At 58.0% G+C, this 13,975-nt stretch carries 13 protein-coding genes; 10 read left to right on the forward strand and 3 right to left on the reverse strand.

What is annotated here, in order from left to right:
• The first annotated feature begins 48 nt into the window (after positions 1 to 48).
• Positions 49 to 1,668 (forward strand): outer membrane protein assembly factor BamB family protein, encoded by a 1,620-nt coding sequence (locus L1A08_RS19595; RefSeq protein ID WP_238758227.1) that lies wholly within the window; start codon positions 49 to 51, stop codon positions 1,666 to 1,668.
• On the opposite strand, the gene L1A08_RS19600 is transcribed toward L1A08_RS19595, so the two are convergent.
• The 3 genes from L1A08_RS19600 to L1A08_RS19610 form a co-directional block, all read right to left on the reverse strand.
• On the reverse strand, positions 1,644 to 2,903 hold the full coding sequence (locus tag L1A08_RS19600) for an outer membrane protein assembly factor BamB family protein (RefSeq protein ID WP_238758228.1): 1,260 nt from the start codon (positions 2,901 to 2,903) through the stop codon (positions 1,644 to 1,646). The genes L1A08_RS19595 and L1A08_RS19600 overlap by 25 nt on opposite strands.
• Before the next feature lie 95 nt (positions 2,904 to 2,998).
• Positions 2,999 to 5,368, reverse strand: a complete 2,370-nt coding sequence (locus L1A08_RS19605; RefSeq protein ID WP_238758229.1) for a serine/threonine-protein kinase — start codon at positions 5,366 to 5,368, stop codon at positions 2,999 to 3,001.
• Between the two features lie 116 nt (positions 5,369 to 5,484).
• Entirely contained in the window at positions 5,485 to 6,087 is a 603-nt protein-coding gene (locus L1A08_RS19610) for an EF-hand domain-containing protein (RefSeq protein WP_238758230.1), read from the reverse strand.
• Between the two features lie 168 nt (positions 6,088 to 6,255).
• Here L1A08_RS19610 and L1A08_RS19615 point away from each other — a divergent pair, with 168 nt between their 5' ends.
• The 9 genes from L1A08_RS19615 to L1A08_RS19655 all read left to right on the forward strand — a co-directional run bounded on the left by L1A08_RS19615 (position 6,256) and on the right by L1A08_RS19655 (position 13,852).
• Positions 6,256 to 6,816, forward strand: a complete 561-nt coding sequence (locus L1A08_RS19615; RefSeq protein WP_238758231.1) for an ECF-type sigma factor — start codon at positions 6,256 to 6,258, stop codon at positions 6,814 to 6,816.
• A gap of 68 nt (positions 6,817 to 6,884) precedes the next feature.
• Entirely contained in the window at positions 6,885 to 7,820 is a 936-nt protein-coding gene (locus tag L1A08_RS19620; protein WP_238758232.1) for a beta-propeller domain-containing protein, read from the forward strand.
• A 244-nt stretch (positions 7,821 to 8,064) separates the two neighbouring features.
• Positions 8,065 to 9,231: a zinc-binding metallopeptidase family protein gene (locus tag L1A08_RS19625; protein ID WP_238758233.1), complete on the forward strand. Its 1,167-nt coding sequence runs from the start codon at positions 8,065 to 8,067 to the stop codon at positions 9,229 to 9,231.
• A 252-nt stretch (positions 9,232 to 9,483) separates the two neighbouring features.
• Positions 9,484 to 10,884, forward strand: a complete 1,401-nt coding sequence (locus L1A08_RS19630) for an MBL fold metallo-hydrolase (RefSeq protein ID WP_238758234.1) — start codon at positions 9,484 to 9,486, stop codon at positions 10,882 to 10,884.
• A 27-nt stretch (positions 10,885 to 10,911) separates the two neighbouring features.
• Positions 10,912 to 11,439 carry a YeeE/YedE thiosulfate transporter family protein gene (locus L1A08_RS19635; protein WP_238758235.1) on the forward strand — a complete coding sequence of 176 codons (528 nt, stop codon included), beginning with the start codon at positions 10,912 to 10,914 and terminating at the stop codon, positions 11,437 to 11,439.
• The gene (locus L1A08_RS19640) at positions 11,432 to 12,016 is read left to right on the forward strand and encodes a YeeE/YedE thiosulfate transporter family protein (RefSeq protein ID WP_238758236.1); all 585 of its coding nucleotides are present in this window, start codon (positions 11,432 to 11,434) and stop codon (positions 12,014 to 12,016) included. The genes L1A08_RS19635 and L1A08_RS19640 overlap by 8 nt, the downstream gene beginning before the upstream one ends.
• A gap of 53 nt (positions 12,017 to 12,069) precedes the next feature.
• The gene (locus L1A08_RS19645; RefSeq protein WP_238758237.1) at positions 12,070 to 12,666 is read left to right on the forward strand and encodes a YeeE/YedE thiosulfate transporter family protein; all 597 of its coding nucleotides are present in this window, start codon (positions 12,070 to 12,072) and stop codon (positions 12,664 to 12,666) included.
• A 216-nt stretch (positions 12,667 to 12,882) separates the two neighbouring features.
• Positions 12,883 to 13,344, forward strand: coding sequence for a YeeE/YedE thiosulfate transporter family protein (locus L1A08_RS19650; RefSeq protein WP_238758238.1), 462 nt, complete (start codon positions 12,883 to 12,885; stop codon positions 13,342 to 13,344).
• A gap of 16 nt (positions 13,345 to 13,360) precedes the next feature.
• Positions 13,361 to 13,852, forward strand: coding sequence for a cysteine dioxygenase (locus tag L1A08_RS19655; RefSeq protein WP_238758239.1), 492 nt, complete (start codon positions 13,361 to 13,363; stop codon positions 13,850 to 13,852).
• The last annotated feature ends 123 nt before the right edge of the window (positions 13,853 to 13,975 follow it).

Consider the following 13,975-nt stretch of genomic DNA (forward strand, 5'->3'; position numbering starts at 1 on the left):
TCTGCGAAGTTGTCCCCTGACTCGATAGCGTTCTGAACCGAGATGACTATGACAATCTTCCGCGCCGTCTTTGCCGGTCTCCTCCTGGCGTTCTGTCCTCAGATCAATGCCGATGACAACTGGCATCAACCGGCCGGCCCGAATGGCAACTGGCAGGTCAGCGGCAATCCGCCTGTTAAATGGAGCGTGACACGAAACGAGAATATTCGCTGGCGGACTCCGATGCCGGAAGCGGGGATGAGCGGCGTGACGGTCTGGGACGATCGAGTGTTCGTGACCACGCACGTGCCCATTCAGTCGCTGGAAGAGAAGAATGCGGTCACGGATATTCTCGGCTTCTGTCTGGACGCCAACACGGGAGAGGTGCTGTGGAAAGTCACGCTGCCCGGTAGCGCTTTCATCTCCCTCGCCGGCGGATTCACCGATGGAACAGTGTTCGCACCCGTCACCGACGGTGAACACGTCTGGTTCTTCAACCGCTGTGGTTCGATGGGCTGCTACGACTTTTCGGGCAGACAGGTCTGGCTTCGGGAGTGGAAGCCGCGATTCAAGCACAACAACCGTCAGGCCGAACCTTACCTCGTCGGAGAGACCATTCTGAATGTGGAAGTCGCCGACAAGAAGTTCGGTGCGAAGATCCAGAAATGGGCGGCTCCCGGAGTGAAGTCCCCGAACACCGACGTGCCGGAGGGGATTGATGAGAAGGCTGTGTGGACTTATCTGCACGGGATCGACAAACATACCGGCCAAGTTCTGTGGCGAGAAAACGTCGGCACGGTCATTCACAACACGCCGGTTGTGGGTGTCACGGCTGATGGCCGGCTTGCTGTCTCTCATGCACGCGGCGGCCCGCATCAGCCATTCGAGAAACCGGCCGGTCAGAGTCTGACCAGTCTGGCTCCTGGTGAAGAAGGCAGAACGCTGTGGAGCACCGAAATGGCGGGATACGATCCCTCGTTCGCCAATCACTGGAACGCGAAGTACGTCTTCGGTTTTCGCCGTGGTCATCACGTCGTGCTCGACGCTTCCTCAGGGACGCTCTTGCGCGAGCAGCCCCTTTATACCGGTGCGACGGTCTGGAAGTGGGGTTCCGCGGACAGGAAATGGACGAAGCAGATCAATGTCTCGGTGAAAGCCGGCAAAGGACACCCAAATACGAACCAGGCCAACATCGTCATTGGCGACTGGCACTGGTTCCTGTCTCACAACGTCCACTACCTCGGCCGCGTTCATGTCGAAACAGGAGTCGTGGAGTACCTCGAACTGCCCGCCCAGCTGATGGCGAGCCGGGATTCGCGAGATCAGGATGTCTGGCTCTGGGACAAAGGCCATCCTAAGAACCTTCCGCTCAATGCGTCTGGTTTCGCTGTTGGCGATCACGGACACACCGGAACCGGCTGGGGGCACATTTCGGCGGCGAGTCCAACTCTCATCGGCCGATACCTGTTTTTACCCGTCGTGACGGGAACGGTGTATGTGATCGACACGGAACGGGAAACACTGACTCCCGACGCTCTCGTCGCGATCAACGATCTCGGTCCGGGCGGAGAGACGTGGACACTGGCGACGGTCACCTCGGCGAAGAACCGTCTGTATGCTCACACGATGCAGGAGATCATCTGCATCGAAGCAGAATCTCGTCCTCATTCGGAAGCGGAAATACAGTAGAGTGCCTGGTTGCTGCGGAGATACAGCCTGCCATCTGAGACGACGGGAGAGGCGTTGAAGTCGGTTTCGTCGCCGGCGATGACGTTTCGCTTCATGGGCTCGAACGAATCCCCCGGCTTGTAGACGATCGTTCCATCACGTCTCGTCACGACATAGATCGAATCACCGATCAGAACGGGCGAGGCGTACACCGGACGACCGCTGCTTAAATCGGGGACGCGCTCCCGGTAGACGAGCTCTCCATCCGCCGAAGAGGTGCAGTAGGCGATGCCGTTGTCATCGATCCAGTAGAAACGACCGTCGTGGAGCAGCGGCGTGGCGACATACGAGCTCGTTCGGCTGGTCCATGCGACATGCGACTCGGTCACGTCATTCTCCCCGCCCGCCCTCACGGCGATGCTGCCCGATCCACGATAGCCGCCAAAACTGTAGATCGTCTGACCATCGACGATGACGGACGGGCAGACGTTCCCGGTCATCGGCGACTCGCAATACCATTTCAATTTTCCGCTTGCTGGATTCAATGCCCAGATCTCGCCCGGTACGCTGATGACGAGTTCATGACTGCCATCTTCGAGAGTGACGATGCGAGGCGTGCCGTACGTCAGTTCGAGCATGGCCGCTTCCTGCTTCCAGATCACCTTCCCGGTTGCCTTGTTCAGAGCGACGATCGCCTGCGATTCCTCGGAAGCATTCACGATGAGCATGTCCTTGAAGAGAATCAGGCTGGTCGCCGAACCCCACTCCCGGTTGCTCGATTCCTTGCCGACGTCGACGCTCCAGTTCTTCGTCCCGTCCAGACTGAGAGAGTGAACGCCCCCTTTGCCGAGAAAGACGTAGACGTTCTCACCATCGGTGACCGGCGTATTACTGGCGTAGCCGTGTTCGGTGATGTAGCCCTGATAGCGATCCTCACTGTAGTCGATTGGGAAATCGACGGACCACTGGGGAGTCCCCGTATTCTTGTCAAAACAGAGCACTTCGCGTTTCTGGTCCGTTTCGCTGGCGACATAACAGGTCACGATCAATTTCTTCCCGACGACAATAGGACTCGACGAGCCGGACCCGGGCAGATCGATCTGCCATGCAAGATTCTCCGAGTCGCTCCAGGTTGTGGGGACAACGTCAGCGGTTCGCGCGTCACCGTCGGGTCCGAGGAACTCCGGCCAGTCGGCGGCGACCAGTTGGGATGTGATCAGGAGTAGACAGAGAGAGGACATCGCAACGCGTTGCATCGGTTTGTGATTCCTTATATGGAATGAAGTCTGGGGGCGGATGGCCCGGTCTTGTTCGTTGGGCATAGACGCGTGGTTTTCACGAAGAGCGTCTTTCATTGCGACGATACTCCGTTGAGGAGCTTCTTCGCCGCGGCTCGGCGCTTATCGAGTTGTGCTGCCAGTGGTGAGGTCGTTCCGCGAATCACCTGCCAGGCTTCCCGATGAATCAACAATCCTTCCACGAGATCAAACCAGGGAGCCTGCGTGCTCTGCAGGGAACCTTCTTCGGAAGCCGAAAGCCATTCGCGGATCCCGGCGTCCGAATGTTCCAATGCCTCACTCGCCAGAGCAGTATCCCCATTCCAGTAGTGAGCCAGTGCAGCTGGGGCGTGCACGAGATATTGACCGGGCCACCGCCGATCCTGTTCAGCCTTCGCGAGTAAGTCGAGCGCCTGGTCAAACTCGCCAGCGCGGAGGAGGACCATTGCGGCGATGTAATGCCGAACCGCCAACGGCGTACTGTCCGAGAGAACGGGTTGTCCCAGATGATCCCGCCTCGGGCCGTGTTCTGGTCCACCCCGCATCCGGTCAGCAGGCGGTCCGAAGTCGAGATCCATCGGAGGCGGTTTCGGGCGGTGATCGAACTCACGTTCCCTCAGCCATTGCCGGGTCAGCTCGATGAATGGTTCGAGTTCACCCGAGGAGATCGGTCGATTGCTGACTGCGATATCCCGCAACAGCATCCATCCCGGAGTCGACGGGTTTCGCAAGATCTCTTCGCGTCGCCGTTCCAGGATTCTCTCGCACGGCTCATCGTAACCCGTGTAGAGAAACAGAGCGGGAACGCCCCACCACTGCGGTTGAGAGGTCGAGGCTCCCATGTTGATTGCTTTCGCATAATCCTGTGCCGCCTCGGGCCAGAGTCCCAGTCTCGTGAAGAGCTGCGCTCGCTGAACTCGAGGAAGATAATAGCTGGGCTGAATCTCGACCGCCGCCTCGTAGTCCCGCATCGCATCCTGCCAGCGACCGGCGTCGGCGTGGGACTGACCACTGACGACCAGTTCATTGGCTCGCACCAGGTCGGCCGCAAACCGTTCTACTTTTTGTTTGGCTGCGATGGCATCGGTCTTCGCCTGTGTCGCTTCCCGTAACGCGGTGTCTTTGGCGTTCCGTTCGCCGATGGCTTTCGACATCTGCCAGAGGCTTCCCGCTGTTCCCAGAATCAGACTGATGCTGACCAGTGTGGCGGTGAGGAACGCGACGCGATGTCGTCGGGCATACTTCCGCACGCGATAGAGAGTGCTCGGCGGTCGAGCCTGAATGGGCTGGTTTTCAAGATAGCGTTTCAGATCGTCGGCCAGTGCCGCCGCTGAGTCGTATCGGCGGGATCGATCTTTTTCGAGCGACTTCATTACGATCCAGTCGAGGTCGCCCGCAATCGCCGAAGCCAGACCACGGGGATCGATATGACGGCGATCCGCGATCGTGGTCGCTGCTTCGTTGCAGGTGGAAAGTCTTGTGCTGGGACGCGGCGGTTCTTCTTCCCGAATGATCCGCCGCAGTTCATCAAGTCCTGCTGAGTCGAGCCGCTTACGGTCGAAGGGAGTCTCTCCGGCGAGCAACTCGTACAGAACCACGCCGAGTGAAAAGATGTCGCTCCGCGTATCGACGTCCAGGCTGCTCATCTCGGCCTGTTCGGGGCTCATGTATAACGGCGTCCCGATCATCGAGAGAAAACTGGTGTAGATCGATTTGTCGGTCAGTTTCCCTCCGAGGGCCTTGGCGACGCCGAAGTCGATGACCTTCACCACGGGCCTGCCATCGTGAAGCGTGACCAGCACATTGGAAGGCTTCAGATCGCGATGGATTATGCCCTTCTGATGGGCATGATGAACGGCCGAGCAGACATCGATCATCAGCTCCAGACGCTGTGTGATGTTCAACCGCTTTTTGTCGCAAAACTCCGTGATCGGCAATCCGCGAACCAGCTCCATCACAAAATAAGGTCGGCCATCTTCGGTGACGCCAGCGTCAAACACCTGAGCGATGTTCGGGTGGTTCATCATCGCTACCGCCTGACGCTCCGCTTCAAAGCGTGCAATGATGGCTTTGGAACCGAGGCCCGGCTTAACGATCTTCAATGCGACCTTACGGCGGACCGGCTGTTCCTGTTCGGCGACAAAGACCAGGCCAAACCCGCCTTCGCCAATCTGCTCCTTCAATTTGTAGGGGCCGATCTGCGAGCTGATCTGATCGATCGATTCGCCCGGGACGGAAATCAGGAGGGTTGGGTGGCTGTCATCGGCTCCGATGGGATGGTCGAGCAACGCAGCCGGTTCGTCATGGGCGGCGAGCAGGGCTTCGATCGAAGCTCGCAACTCCCGATCATCGCCACATGCGGAATCGAGATACGCCTGGCGATCGTCGAGGTTCTCCTCTTCGACCGCTTGCAGAAAGATGGCTCGTTCTGTGGGATTGGGCATGATCGAATTCTACTTCATCTCGATTCGCACCGGCCAGTAGACGCTGTTGCGGAGTCGGGCCTCCGTCTCTCCCCCCGGTCATTCAACTGACAGGGAGAGAAGACCCGGGCCGAAGACTATTCCGCTCGCTGCGGACGTTGAGGCCGATCCACGGGACCTTCGCCTTCGTGGTGGGAGCCGTGAGGGGGCCGAGCGTTCTTCAACTGATCCATCTGCTTCTCTGTAAGAATCGACGCCAGACGCTTGTCGACGCCTGCCTGCAATGCGGCAATCTCGCGTGTCTGTTCCCGGCTCAACTTCAGTGATTCCGCGACCGGTTCCGGAAGGATCTGTCCCGGTTCCGGCGGCGGACCGTGATGGCCATGGGGATGATCTCCGTCGTGTCCTTCACGACCTTCGTGCCGTTCATGTCCTTCGTGAGCCGGCCGGCCCTCGGCTCCACGTTTCTCGCCCGACTTGTTGTGCTCCGGCGGCGGACCGTTACCTTCCGGATGGTTACCGCCCTTGTGATTCTTCAGTGCGGCAGTCAGTTCCGCTTTCGTCACGCTGCCATCGCGATCGGCGTCGGCTTGTTGAAAGAGGCGGAAGATCATCTCAGGTGGCGGAGCTCCTTGGGGGCCACCAGGCGGGCGGCCGCGTCCCGGCGGCTGAGCAGCAAGGACAGCCGGAACCGCGATGATCCCGGACAGGACGACACATTGGACACTACGACGAAGCATTCGACTTCTCCTCAGATTTCGTACTCTGTGAGTCGTTTCAAGGGTTGATCATGGCAAGACATTCGCCTGACAAACTACAATGCGCCCTTCCGGAACGGGGTGGGCCACGTTTTTCTGCTTTTCTTCGTTACTTCCAACTCATGCCGTTCGGCTCGACGAAGATGCCTCATGGATCGCGACGTTACACGCATTCTTTCCGCCATCGAAAATGGTGATCAGGCAGCGGCGAGCGAACTGCTGCCGCTGGTGTATGATGAATTGCGACGTCTGGCAGCGATCCGAATGAAACAGGAGCAGCCTGATCACACCCTGCAACCGACCGCATTGGTGCATGAGGCTTTCTTACGGCTCGTCGGGAACAATTCCCCGCAATGGGATGGTCGTGGTCATTTCTTCGCGGCAGCCGCCGAAGCAATGCGGCGGATTCTCATTGAGAATGCCCGTCGAAAAGGACGCATCAAACGGGGAGGCGAACTGCAGCAGCAGGAGTTCAACGACACCATCGGGGTGGACAGTGCTGAGAACGCCGAGGAGCTGCTCACGCTCGACGAAGCCTTAACGAAGCTGGCGGAAGAAGATCTGCAGCTGGCAAAGCTGGTTGAACTCAGATATTTCACAGGTCTGACAATCGAGGAAACGGCCAAAGTCCTTGGCGTCTCACCACGCACCACCAAACGCAACTGGACCTACGCCCGGGCGTGGCTTCAAAGGGAGATCAGCAAAGAATGAACGGCTCACAGATTTGCGGAACCGGAGAATCCCATTGCGAAATGTTTCCACAGAAAGCCAGGAAGACCATGAAACATCATCTGCTGTTGACCCTGTTCGTCCTCACCGTCCTTTCCGGTACGACGAAAGCTCAGGAGATCACCCATAGCTTTCTTGCCTGTGGTCAAAAGACCTACATCATGGGAGCCGACGGGCAGCCGAGTTGGATGTACCCGGTCGCCACTCGCGACGGCTATGTGCTGGATGACGGAACGATCATTCTCACGCTGAGCAAAGGAAAACGTTACAAGGGTGGGGCGGTCGTCAGCATCGACTCGAATAACAAGGCGTCTGTCATCTGGGCCGGCACGCAGAGTGAAGTGAACAGCGCACAGCCCACGGCCGAGGGCACGTATGTGATTACTGAAGCCGGTAACAATCCCCGGCTGCTCGAAGTCAGTGCTTCCGGCGAAGTGATGCTGGAATTCCCGCTGGCATGCCAGGTCAAGAACCATCACATGCAGACCCGAATGGCCCGCAAGCTGGACGACGGGACCTACCTCGCACCGCATCTTTTGGATTTCGCAGTTTTCCACTACGCCCCGGATGGAAACGTTCTCGAAAAGCTGGACACCACTGTGCCGGGCGACGACGAGCACCGGATTCATACCTGGCCGTTCACCGCGATCCGACATGCCGATGGACATACGCTGGTCTGCTGCACTCACGGGAACCGAGTCGTCGACTTCGACGCCGACGGCAACATTGTCTGGACGTTGACCAACGACGATCTCCCCGGGAACTGGTTACAGGATCCCTGTGGCGGCCAGGTCCTTCCCAATGGCAACGTCGTCATCACCAGCTATGCAGCCGGCCGTGCAGATCTCGACGCTCCCAAGATGTTCGAAGTGACGCGCGAGAAGAAAGTGGTGTGGCAGTACGCCGATGGCCAAAAGGGGGGAATCCATCACTTTCAGATTCTCACGACCAACGGCGAGAAACTATCGGGTCCCCCACTCAAGTAACTCCCGCCGAGCTTCGCTCGCTCTTCAGGCGAGCGAATACGCCTGAGGACGACGGCGAGTCAGCCGTCGATTTGCTGACACGACGCAAATGGTCCGGCTTGCCATTTGCAGTGTGATGTTGCTGACCCGAGTGACTGGTCACGATCGAAAGTATCGGCGTCTGTAACGAACGCACAATGCGTCGTTCTGCGTTAACTGCGACCCCGATGGGTCGAACATTCCCGCCTCTCCTGATGGAAATTGCATGTTAGAGATCTTTGAGTCGATCACGAAACGACTGATGGAGGCCTGGAAGCTGGGCGAGCCCTCCGGTCGGAAAGATGTCTTCACCTGTCGTTGTGAGAGGCCAGTTTATTTCGACAACAGCCTCTGTCTGGCCTGCGAGGCACCGCTGGGTTATGAGCCGTACATCCAGCAGGTTCGAGCGTTGTATCCCGGGCCCGAACCGGGAATCTGGATGCTTGAGGAAGAGCCGGAGGAAGCCGAGTACTGGAAACGCTGCGAGAATTTCAATTCACCGGCCGGTTGCAACTGGCTGGTTCGGGCGGATCAGGAGGAACCACTCTGCCGTTCGTGTCGGTTGAACAACACGATTCCGGATCTGAATGATCCCGACAATTGTCTCGGGTGGCGTAAAATCGAGAACGCGAAGCGCCGCCTTGTCGCCCAGTTAATGAACCTGGGGTTGCCGGTCGTCTCCAAGGTGAGTGAAGACCCGGAACGGGGCGTGATGTTCGACTTTTTGCGTTCCAAGGAGGGGGAGCCGAAAGTTCTCACCGGACACGCGAACGGCCTCATCACTCTGAATATCGAAGAGGCGAACGACTCGATTCGTGAGAAGATCCGACACGAGATGAACGAGCCCTATCGGACGCTGCTCGGTCATCTGCGGCACGAAATCGGCCACTATTACTGGGATCGCCTTATCGCCAATACGCCCTGGCAGGAGAAATTCCGCGATCTGTTTGGCGATGAGCGCGAGGATTACGGCGAGGCATTGAAGCGCAATTACGAGAACGGGCCCCCGGCGGATTGGGCCACCAATCACATCAGCTCCTATGCCTCCGTTCATCCCTGGGAAGACTGGGCGGAAACCTGGGCCCACTATCTGCATGTCGTCGACAGTCTCGACACCGCCCTCCGATTTGGACTCCGCGGCGAAGATGTCGAGCAGGAGATCGAACCCTTTACTCTTGATGATCTCTACGATCCGGAAGCCCCTGATGCGGAGAACATGATTCTCCTGATCAACTCCTGGGTCAAATTGACAACTGTTCTCAACGAACTTGCCCGCAGCATGGGGCAGCCTGACTTCTATCCGTTCGTCATGTCGAGTTCCGTTCTCCGAAAGATGCACTTCATTCAGATCGTTGTGAAAGATGCGCGCGGCGGAAGCGCGGTCGTTGAATAGATGCTTTCGCTGAGTCCACAGAGGTTGTGAACAGCAGTGAAGGATCGAGTCTGTTCACGTCTGATAGCCAACTGACCACGCTGGACAGTCAGGCGTCACTCCGCACGTTGGACGGCACGTCTGGAGCAGGTTCGGAAGCACTTCCCGCATTAATCCGTCGAAGACTCGGGACGGTACGATTGTTGCTATTTCTTATTGAACAGCACGTCACAGAGTTATCGCGACTGAAATCACCTGAGGGGAGGACGGACTATGACGATGGTCTTCGAGCGAGTACAGACGGATGGTATCGCACAGATCTCTTATCTGATCTCCGACGACAGCACCGGCGAAGCGGCAGTTATCGATCCGCGCCCCAATGTGGACGTGTATCTGGAATTGAGCCGGAAGTCGGGAGTGGCCATCACCCATATTTTTGAAACGCACATTCACGCGGACTTTATGAGTGGGGCCCGTGAACTTCAGAACCGACTCGGCTCGGCCAGCATCTACGCCAGTGGTGAGGAGGACGCCAGCTACGACTTCCCCGTGGAGCGGATTCACGCAGGGGACCGCTTTAAGTTCGGTTCGATCACGATGACCGTTCGCCATACTCCCGGCCATACGCCGGAGCACGTCGCCTATGAGCTGGCGAAGACCGGCAGTGAAGGGGCCCCTTGGGGCGTCTTAACGGGGGATTCCCTGTTCGTCGGGTCGGCAGGACGACCAGACCTGCTCGGCGAAGAAGAAACTGAAGAGCTGACAGAGAAGCTGTTTCACACTCTCCGGGACTATTACCTCAAGCTTGATGACGGCGTCATTATTTATCCCTGCCATGGAGCCGGTTCCGCCTGTGGAGCCGACATCGGCGAGCGGCCGATGAGCACGATCGGATTTGAACGGCGAACCAACGACTTCCTGCAGTACGACGACTTTGAGAAGTTCAAGAAGTTCGTGAAGGAAGGGGCTCCTCCAGTTCCTCAGCACTACCCAATCCTGAAGAAGATCAACGCTCGGGGACCAGAGGTAATTGGCAGCTCACCTGCGATCCCTCCGTTGTCTGCGGAGCAGTTTCAAAAGGCGATCGAGAGCGATGCCGACCAGCTGGTTGATACGCGACAGATGCTCGCCTTCGGCGGCGGACATATCCCGGGGGCGATTAATATCGGAGACCGGCCATCCCTTTCTGTCTGGGCCGGAGACATGCTTTCTTACGATCGTAAGATTCTGCTCGTGGTTGAGGATGAAGAAGACCTCGACTGGATTGCCTGGCATTTCGCGTACGTCGGGCTGACGAAATTCGCGGGATATCTCGCCGGGGGAATGAAGTCCTGGGAGAACAAAGGATTGCCCCTGCAGGCCCTTCCGCAAATTCCGGTGCAGGAGTTGGCGGAGAGGAAGGACGAGTTTCAGCTCCTCGATGTGCGGTCGCCGAGCGAATTCGAGTCGGGGCGGATCGCCGGAGCAAAACACAAGTTCGTTGGTGAGATGCGGGACGGGGTCAACGGCGATCTCGGCTTGAATCGCGACAACCCGATTGCCGTGTACTGCGGAAGTGGATACCGGGCGAGTATTGCGGCCAGCCTGCTTCAGCGGGAGAACTACAGCCGCGTCTACAACGTCCCCGGGAGTATGTCTGCCTGGAAGAATGTCGGCCTGGATGTCGAGAAGTAAATCTCTCCCGGAGAAGGGAAATGATCTATGTCCAATCCATTGAGCAGGAAATCGTGGTCTCCGTATCTGGTGGGGATCGCAATAGGAATATTGAGCTGGTTTGCGTTCTGGAGCGCGAATCATCCTCTCGGGATCACAACAGCCTTTGAGCATACGGCCGCGTTAATCTTCCAAGCCGTCTATCCGCCGATTGTCGAAACCAACAGTTATTTCGATGCGGAGTCCCCGAAGATCGGGTGGGAATGGATGGTCGTCCTTGGGGTATTTCTTGGAAGTCTACTGAGTACCCTTAGCTCCGGAGATGTCGAACGCATCAAGGTCCCGCAGATGTGGAAAGACCGGTTTGGATCGAGCGTCGCACTCCGGTTCACTGTCGCGGCACTCAGTGGAGGAGTGATGATGTTCGGAGCGCGGCTGGCTCAGGGCTGCACAAGCGGGCACGGAATCAGCGGCAACCTTCAGCTGGCGGCATCGAGCTGGTTGTTCTCAGTCACCTTCTTTGGAGCAGCCGTAGTCACGGCATTCCTTTGTTACGGGAGGACCCGCCATGTTTGACCCCATTTGGAAACTCCTGCTCGGACTGTTCACCGGGATCATCTTCGGCATCCTTCTGCAGAAAGGTCGGGTCGCCAAGTTTCGCGTGATTGTCAGCCAGTTTCTGTTCCGCGACTGGACCGTGGTCAAGATTATGGGAACGGCGGTCGTGGTGGGAGCCATGGGCATCTATGCCCTGCTTCCAGCCGGTCTTGTTTCGTTGCACATCAAACCGCTGGTCTGGCTGGGTGTTATCGCTGGTGGGGTTCTATTTGGCGTCGGCATGGCGTTATTTGGGTATTGCCCGGGCACCAGCGTGGCAGCCTGCGGGGAAGGGCGACGCGACGCCATGGTTGGTGTCGGAGGAATGCTCCTGGGAGCGGCTGTTTATGTCTGGTTCTACCCGCAGATCCAGTCGGTCATCACCATGTGGGGAAGTGCCGGCAAGCTCACGCTGCCAGAATGGACCGATGTGTCACCGTGGTTATGGATTACCGGACTTACGCTGGTCGCCATTGTGGCTGTTCTCTGGAGCAATCGGCGACGGATGCCTTCATTGGGAACAGATCCTCTGGCAGGGCAACAACACCCGACTTAGACATCCACCACACGTTAGACATCCGCTCGAATCGACAACTGGGGAGTTATCGAATGAAAACGACAGCACTTGCGATGGGCCTGGGGATCTCCCTCCTTCCGGGAGTCGCTCAGGCGGCAAACGCACTGCCCGATCCTTACCCTTATCCGGAGCCGGCGTGGTCTCCTTATCTCGCCGGTGGACTCATCGGAGGACTTGTCCTGCTCACACTGGCTCTGGCCAGCAAGAAAATCGGTGCCTCGAGCGCCTATGCCGACGGGGCAGGGTTAATCGGCCGGCTCGTCGCACCCCGGCACATCGCTTCGCTCCCTTATTACCGGGACAGCAAGCCGATGATTGGCTGGACCCTCGTGTTCGTTCTCGGAGCGATCATCGGCTCCTGGTTCGCCGCGTGGACGGGCGGTGAAATCGACGGGACTTACCTTCAGGAAATGTGGGTGGCCCGCTTCGGGGCCGACACCGTCGCGATGAGGACGTTCGTAGCCCTGGCGGGCGGAGCATTGATGGCCTTTGGAGCCCGAATGGCCGGCGGCTGCACGAGCGGACATGGTATCAGTGGGACGTTGCAGCTGGCGGTCAGCTCATGGATCTCGGTGATCTGTTTCTTCGTCGGCGGAATCGTGGTCGCGTTAACACTCTATCGCCTGTAGTCAGAGAGTCGATCAGCTATGAATACACCATCAACAGTTCAAACTCCGAAACCCAGCACATCATCCGTGGACACGTCGAAGCCGGCTGCTGCAGACAGTGACCGGCAGGTCGACGACGATCCACGCACGTGGAGTTGGCTCGAAACTTCTCCGGGAAAACTCACTGCCGCCCTTTTGTTTGGTGTACTGTTCGGCTTTCTCCTTCAGAAGGGCGGCGTGGCCAAATTTGATATCCTCATTGGCGTTCTTCTCCTGGAGAATTTCGTTGTCGTCAAGATCATGCTGACGGCGATCATCGTGGGGATGGTCGGTACTTACTTCATGCGAAAGCAGGGGATGATCGATCTCAAGATTAACGAGACGCGTTTGGGGGGAAACATTATTGGCGGACTGATCTTCGGCGCGGGCTTCGCACTTCTGGCCTATTGCCCTGGCACAAACGCAGCCGCCTTGGGGGAAGGGAATCTCGACGCCATTACCGGCGTGGCGGGACTTCTCCTCGGCTCTTATCTCTTTGCTCTATCTTCAAGATTCAGCGGAGGATCCGTGAGCAAGTGGGGGAGCTACGGAAAACTGACCCTCCCCGAAGTCGTGGGAATGCGTCAGGGTGTGTTCATCGCGATTGCGGTTCCGGTTCTGGTTGGTATCCTCGTCGCACTCGAAGTCGCTGGCTACTAACGGTTCCCCGCACCCAATGCATCGCCCCTGTGAGATCCTGACACTTAACGACCTCACCCACCGGCTGCGGTCCTGCGACCGTCCGCTGTCGATCGACGAACTTCGCGAGTTCGTCCGCGGCATTATCCTGCCGCCCCAAGAATGGAAGGCACTTCTGCGGTTCGATCCGGAAGAGTTCTGTTATCAAACCCTCTTTGAGTCGGCTTGGTTCGAGCTCAACCTGATCGGCTGGAAGCCCGGCCAGTTCAGTTCCATCCATGACCATCGCGGCACCGCCTGTTGCGTACTCGTACTGGACGGCACGCTGACGAACCGCGACTTTCAACGCGACGCGACCGGAAACCTGACGGAGCTCTCAAGCTTCGAGCTTCAGCCCGGAGATCTTCTCTGCCGCGAGAACCAACAGATCCACTCCTGTGGAAACGAAGCTTCGTCCCTCTCTGATCTCGCGACTCTCCACCTCTATTCCCCACCGCTCGCTCCGCTGACGCAAAGACGTCACGACTGAATCGGAGCAGCCAGGCCCTTCCGTTGACCGCGCGGCACAAATTCGAGACCCAAATGGACCGCGGAGTCACAGTCTAATCAGGTTGCCAGGGTTTGGAGGACATCGAATCAACCCGCTACGTCT

This window comes from Rubinisphaera margarita (genome assembly GCF_022267515.1).
Classification (GTDB): domain Bacteria; phylum Planctomycetota; class Planctomycetia; order Planctomycetales; family Planctomycetaceae; genus Rubinisphaera; species Rubinisphaera margarita.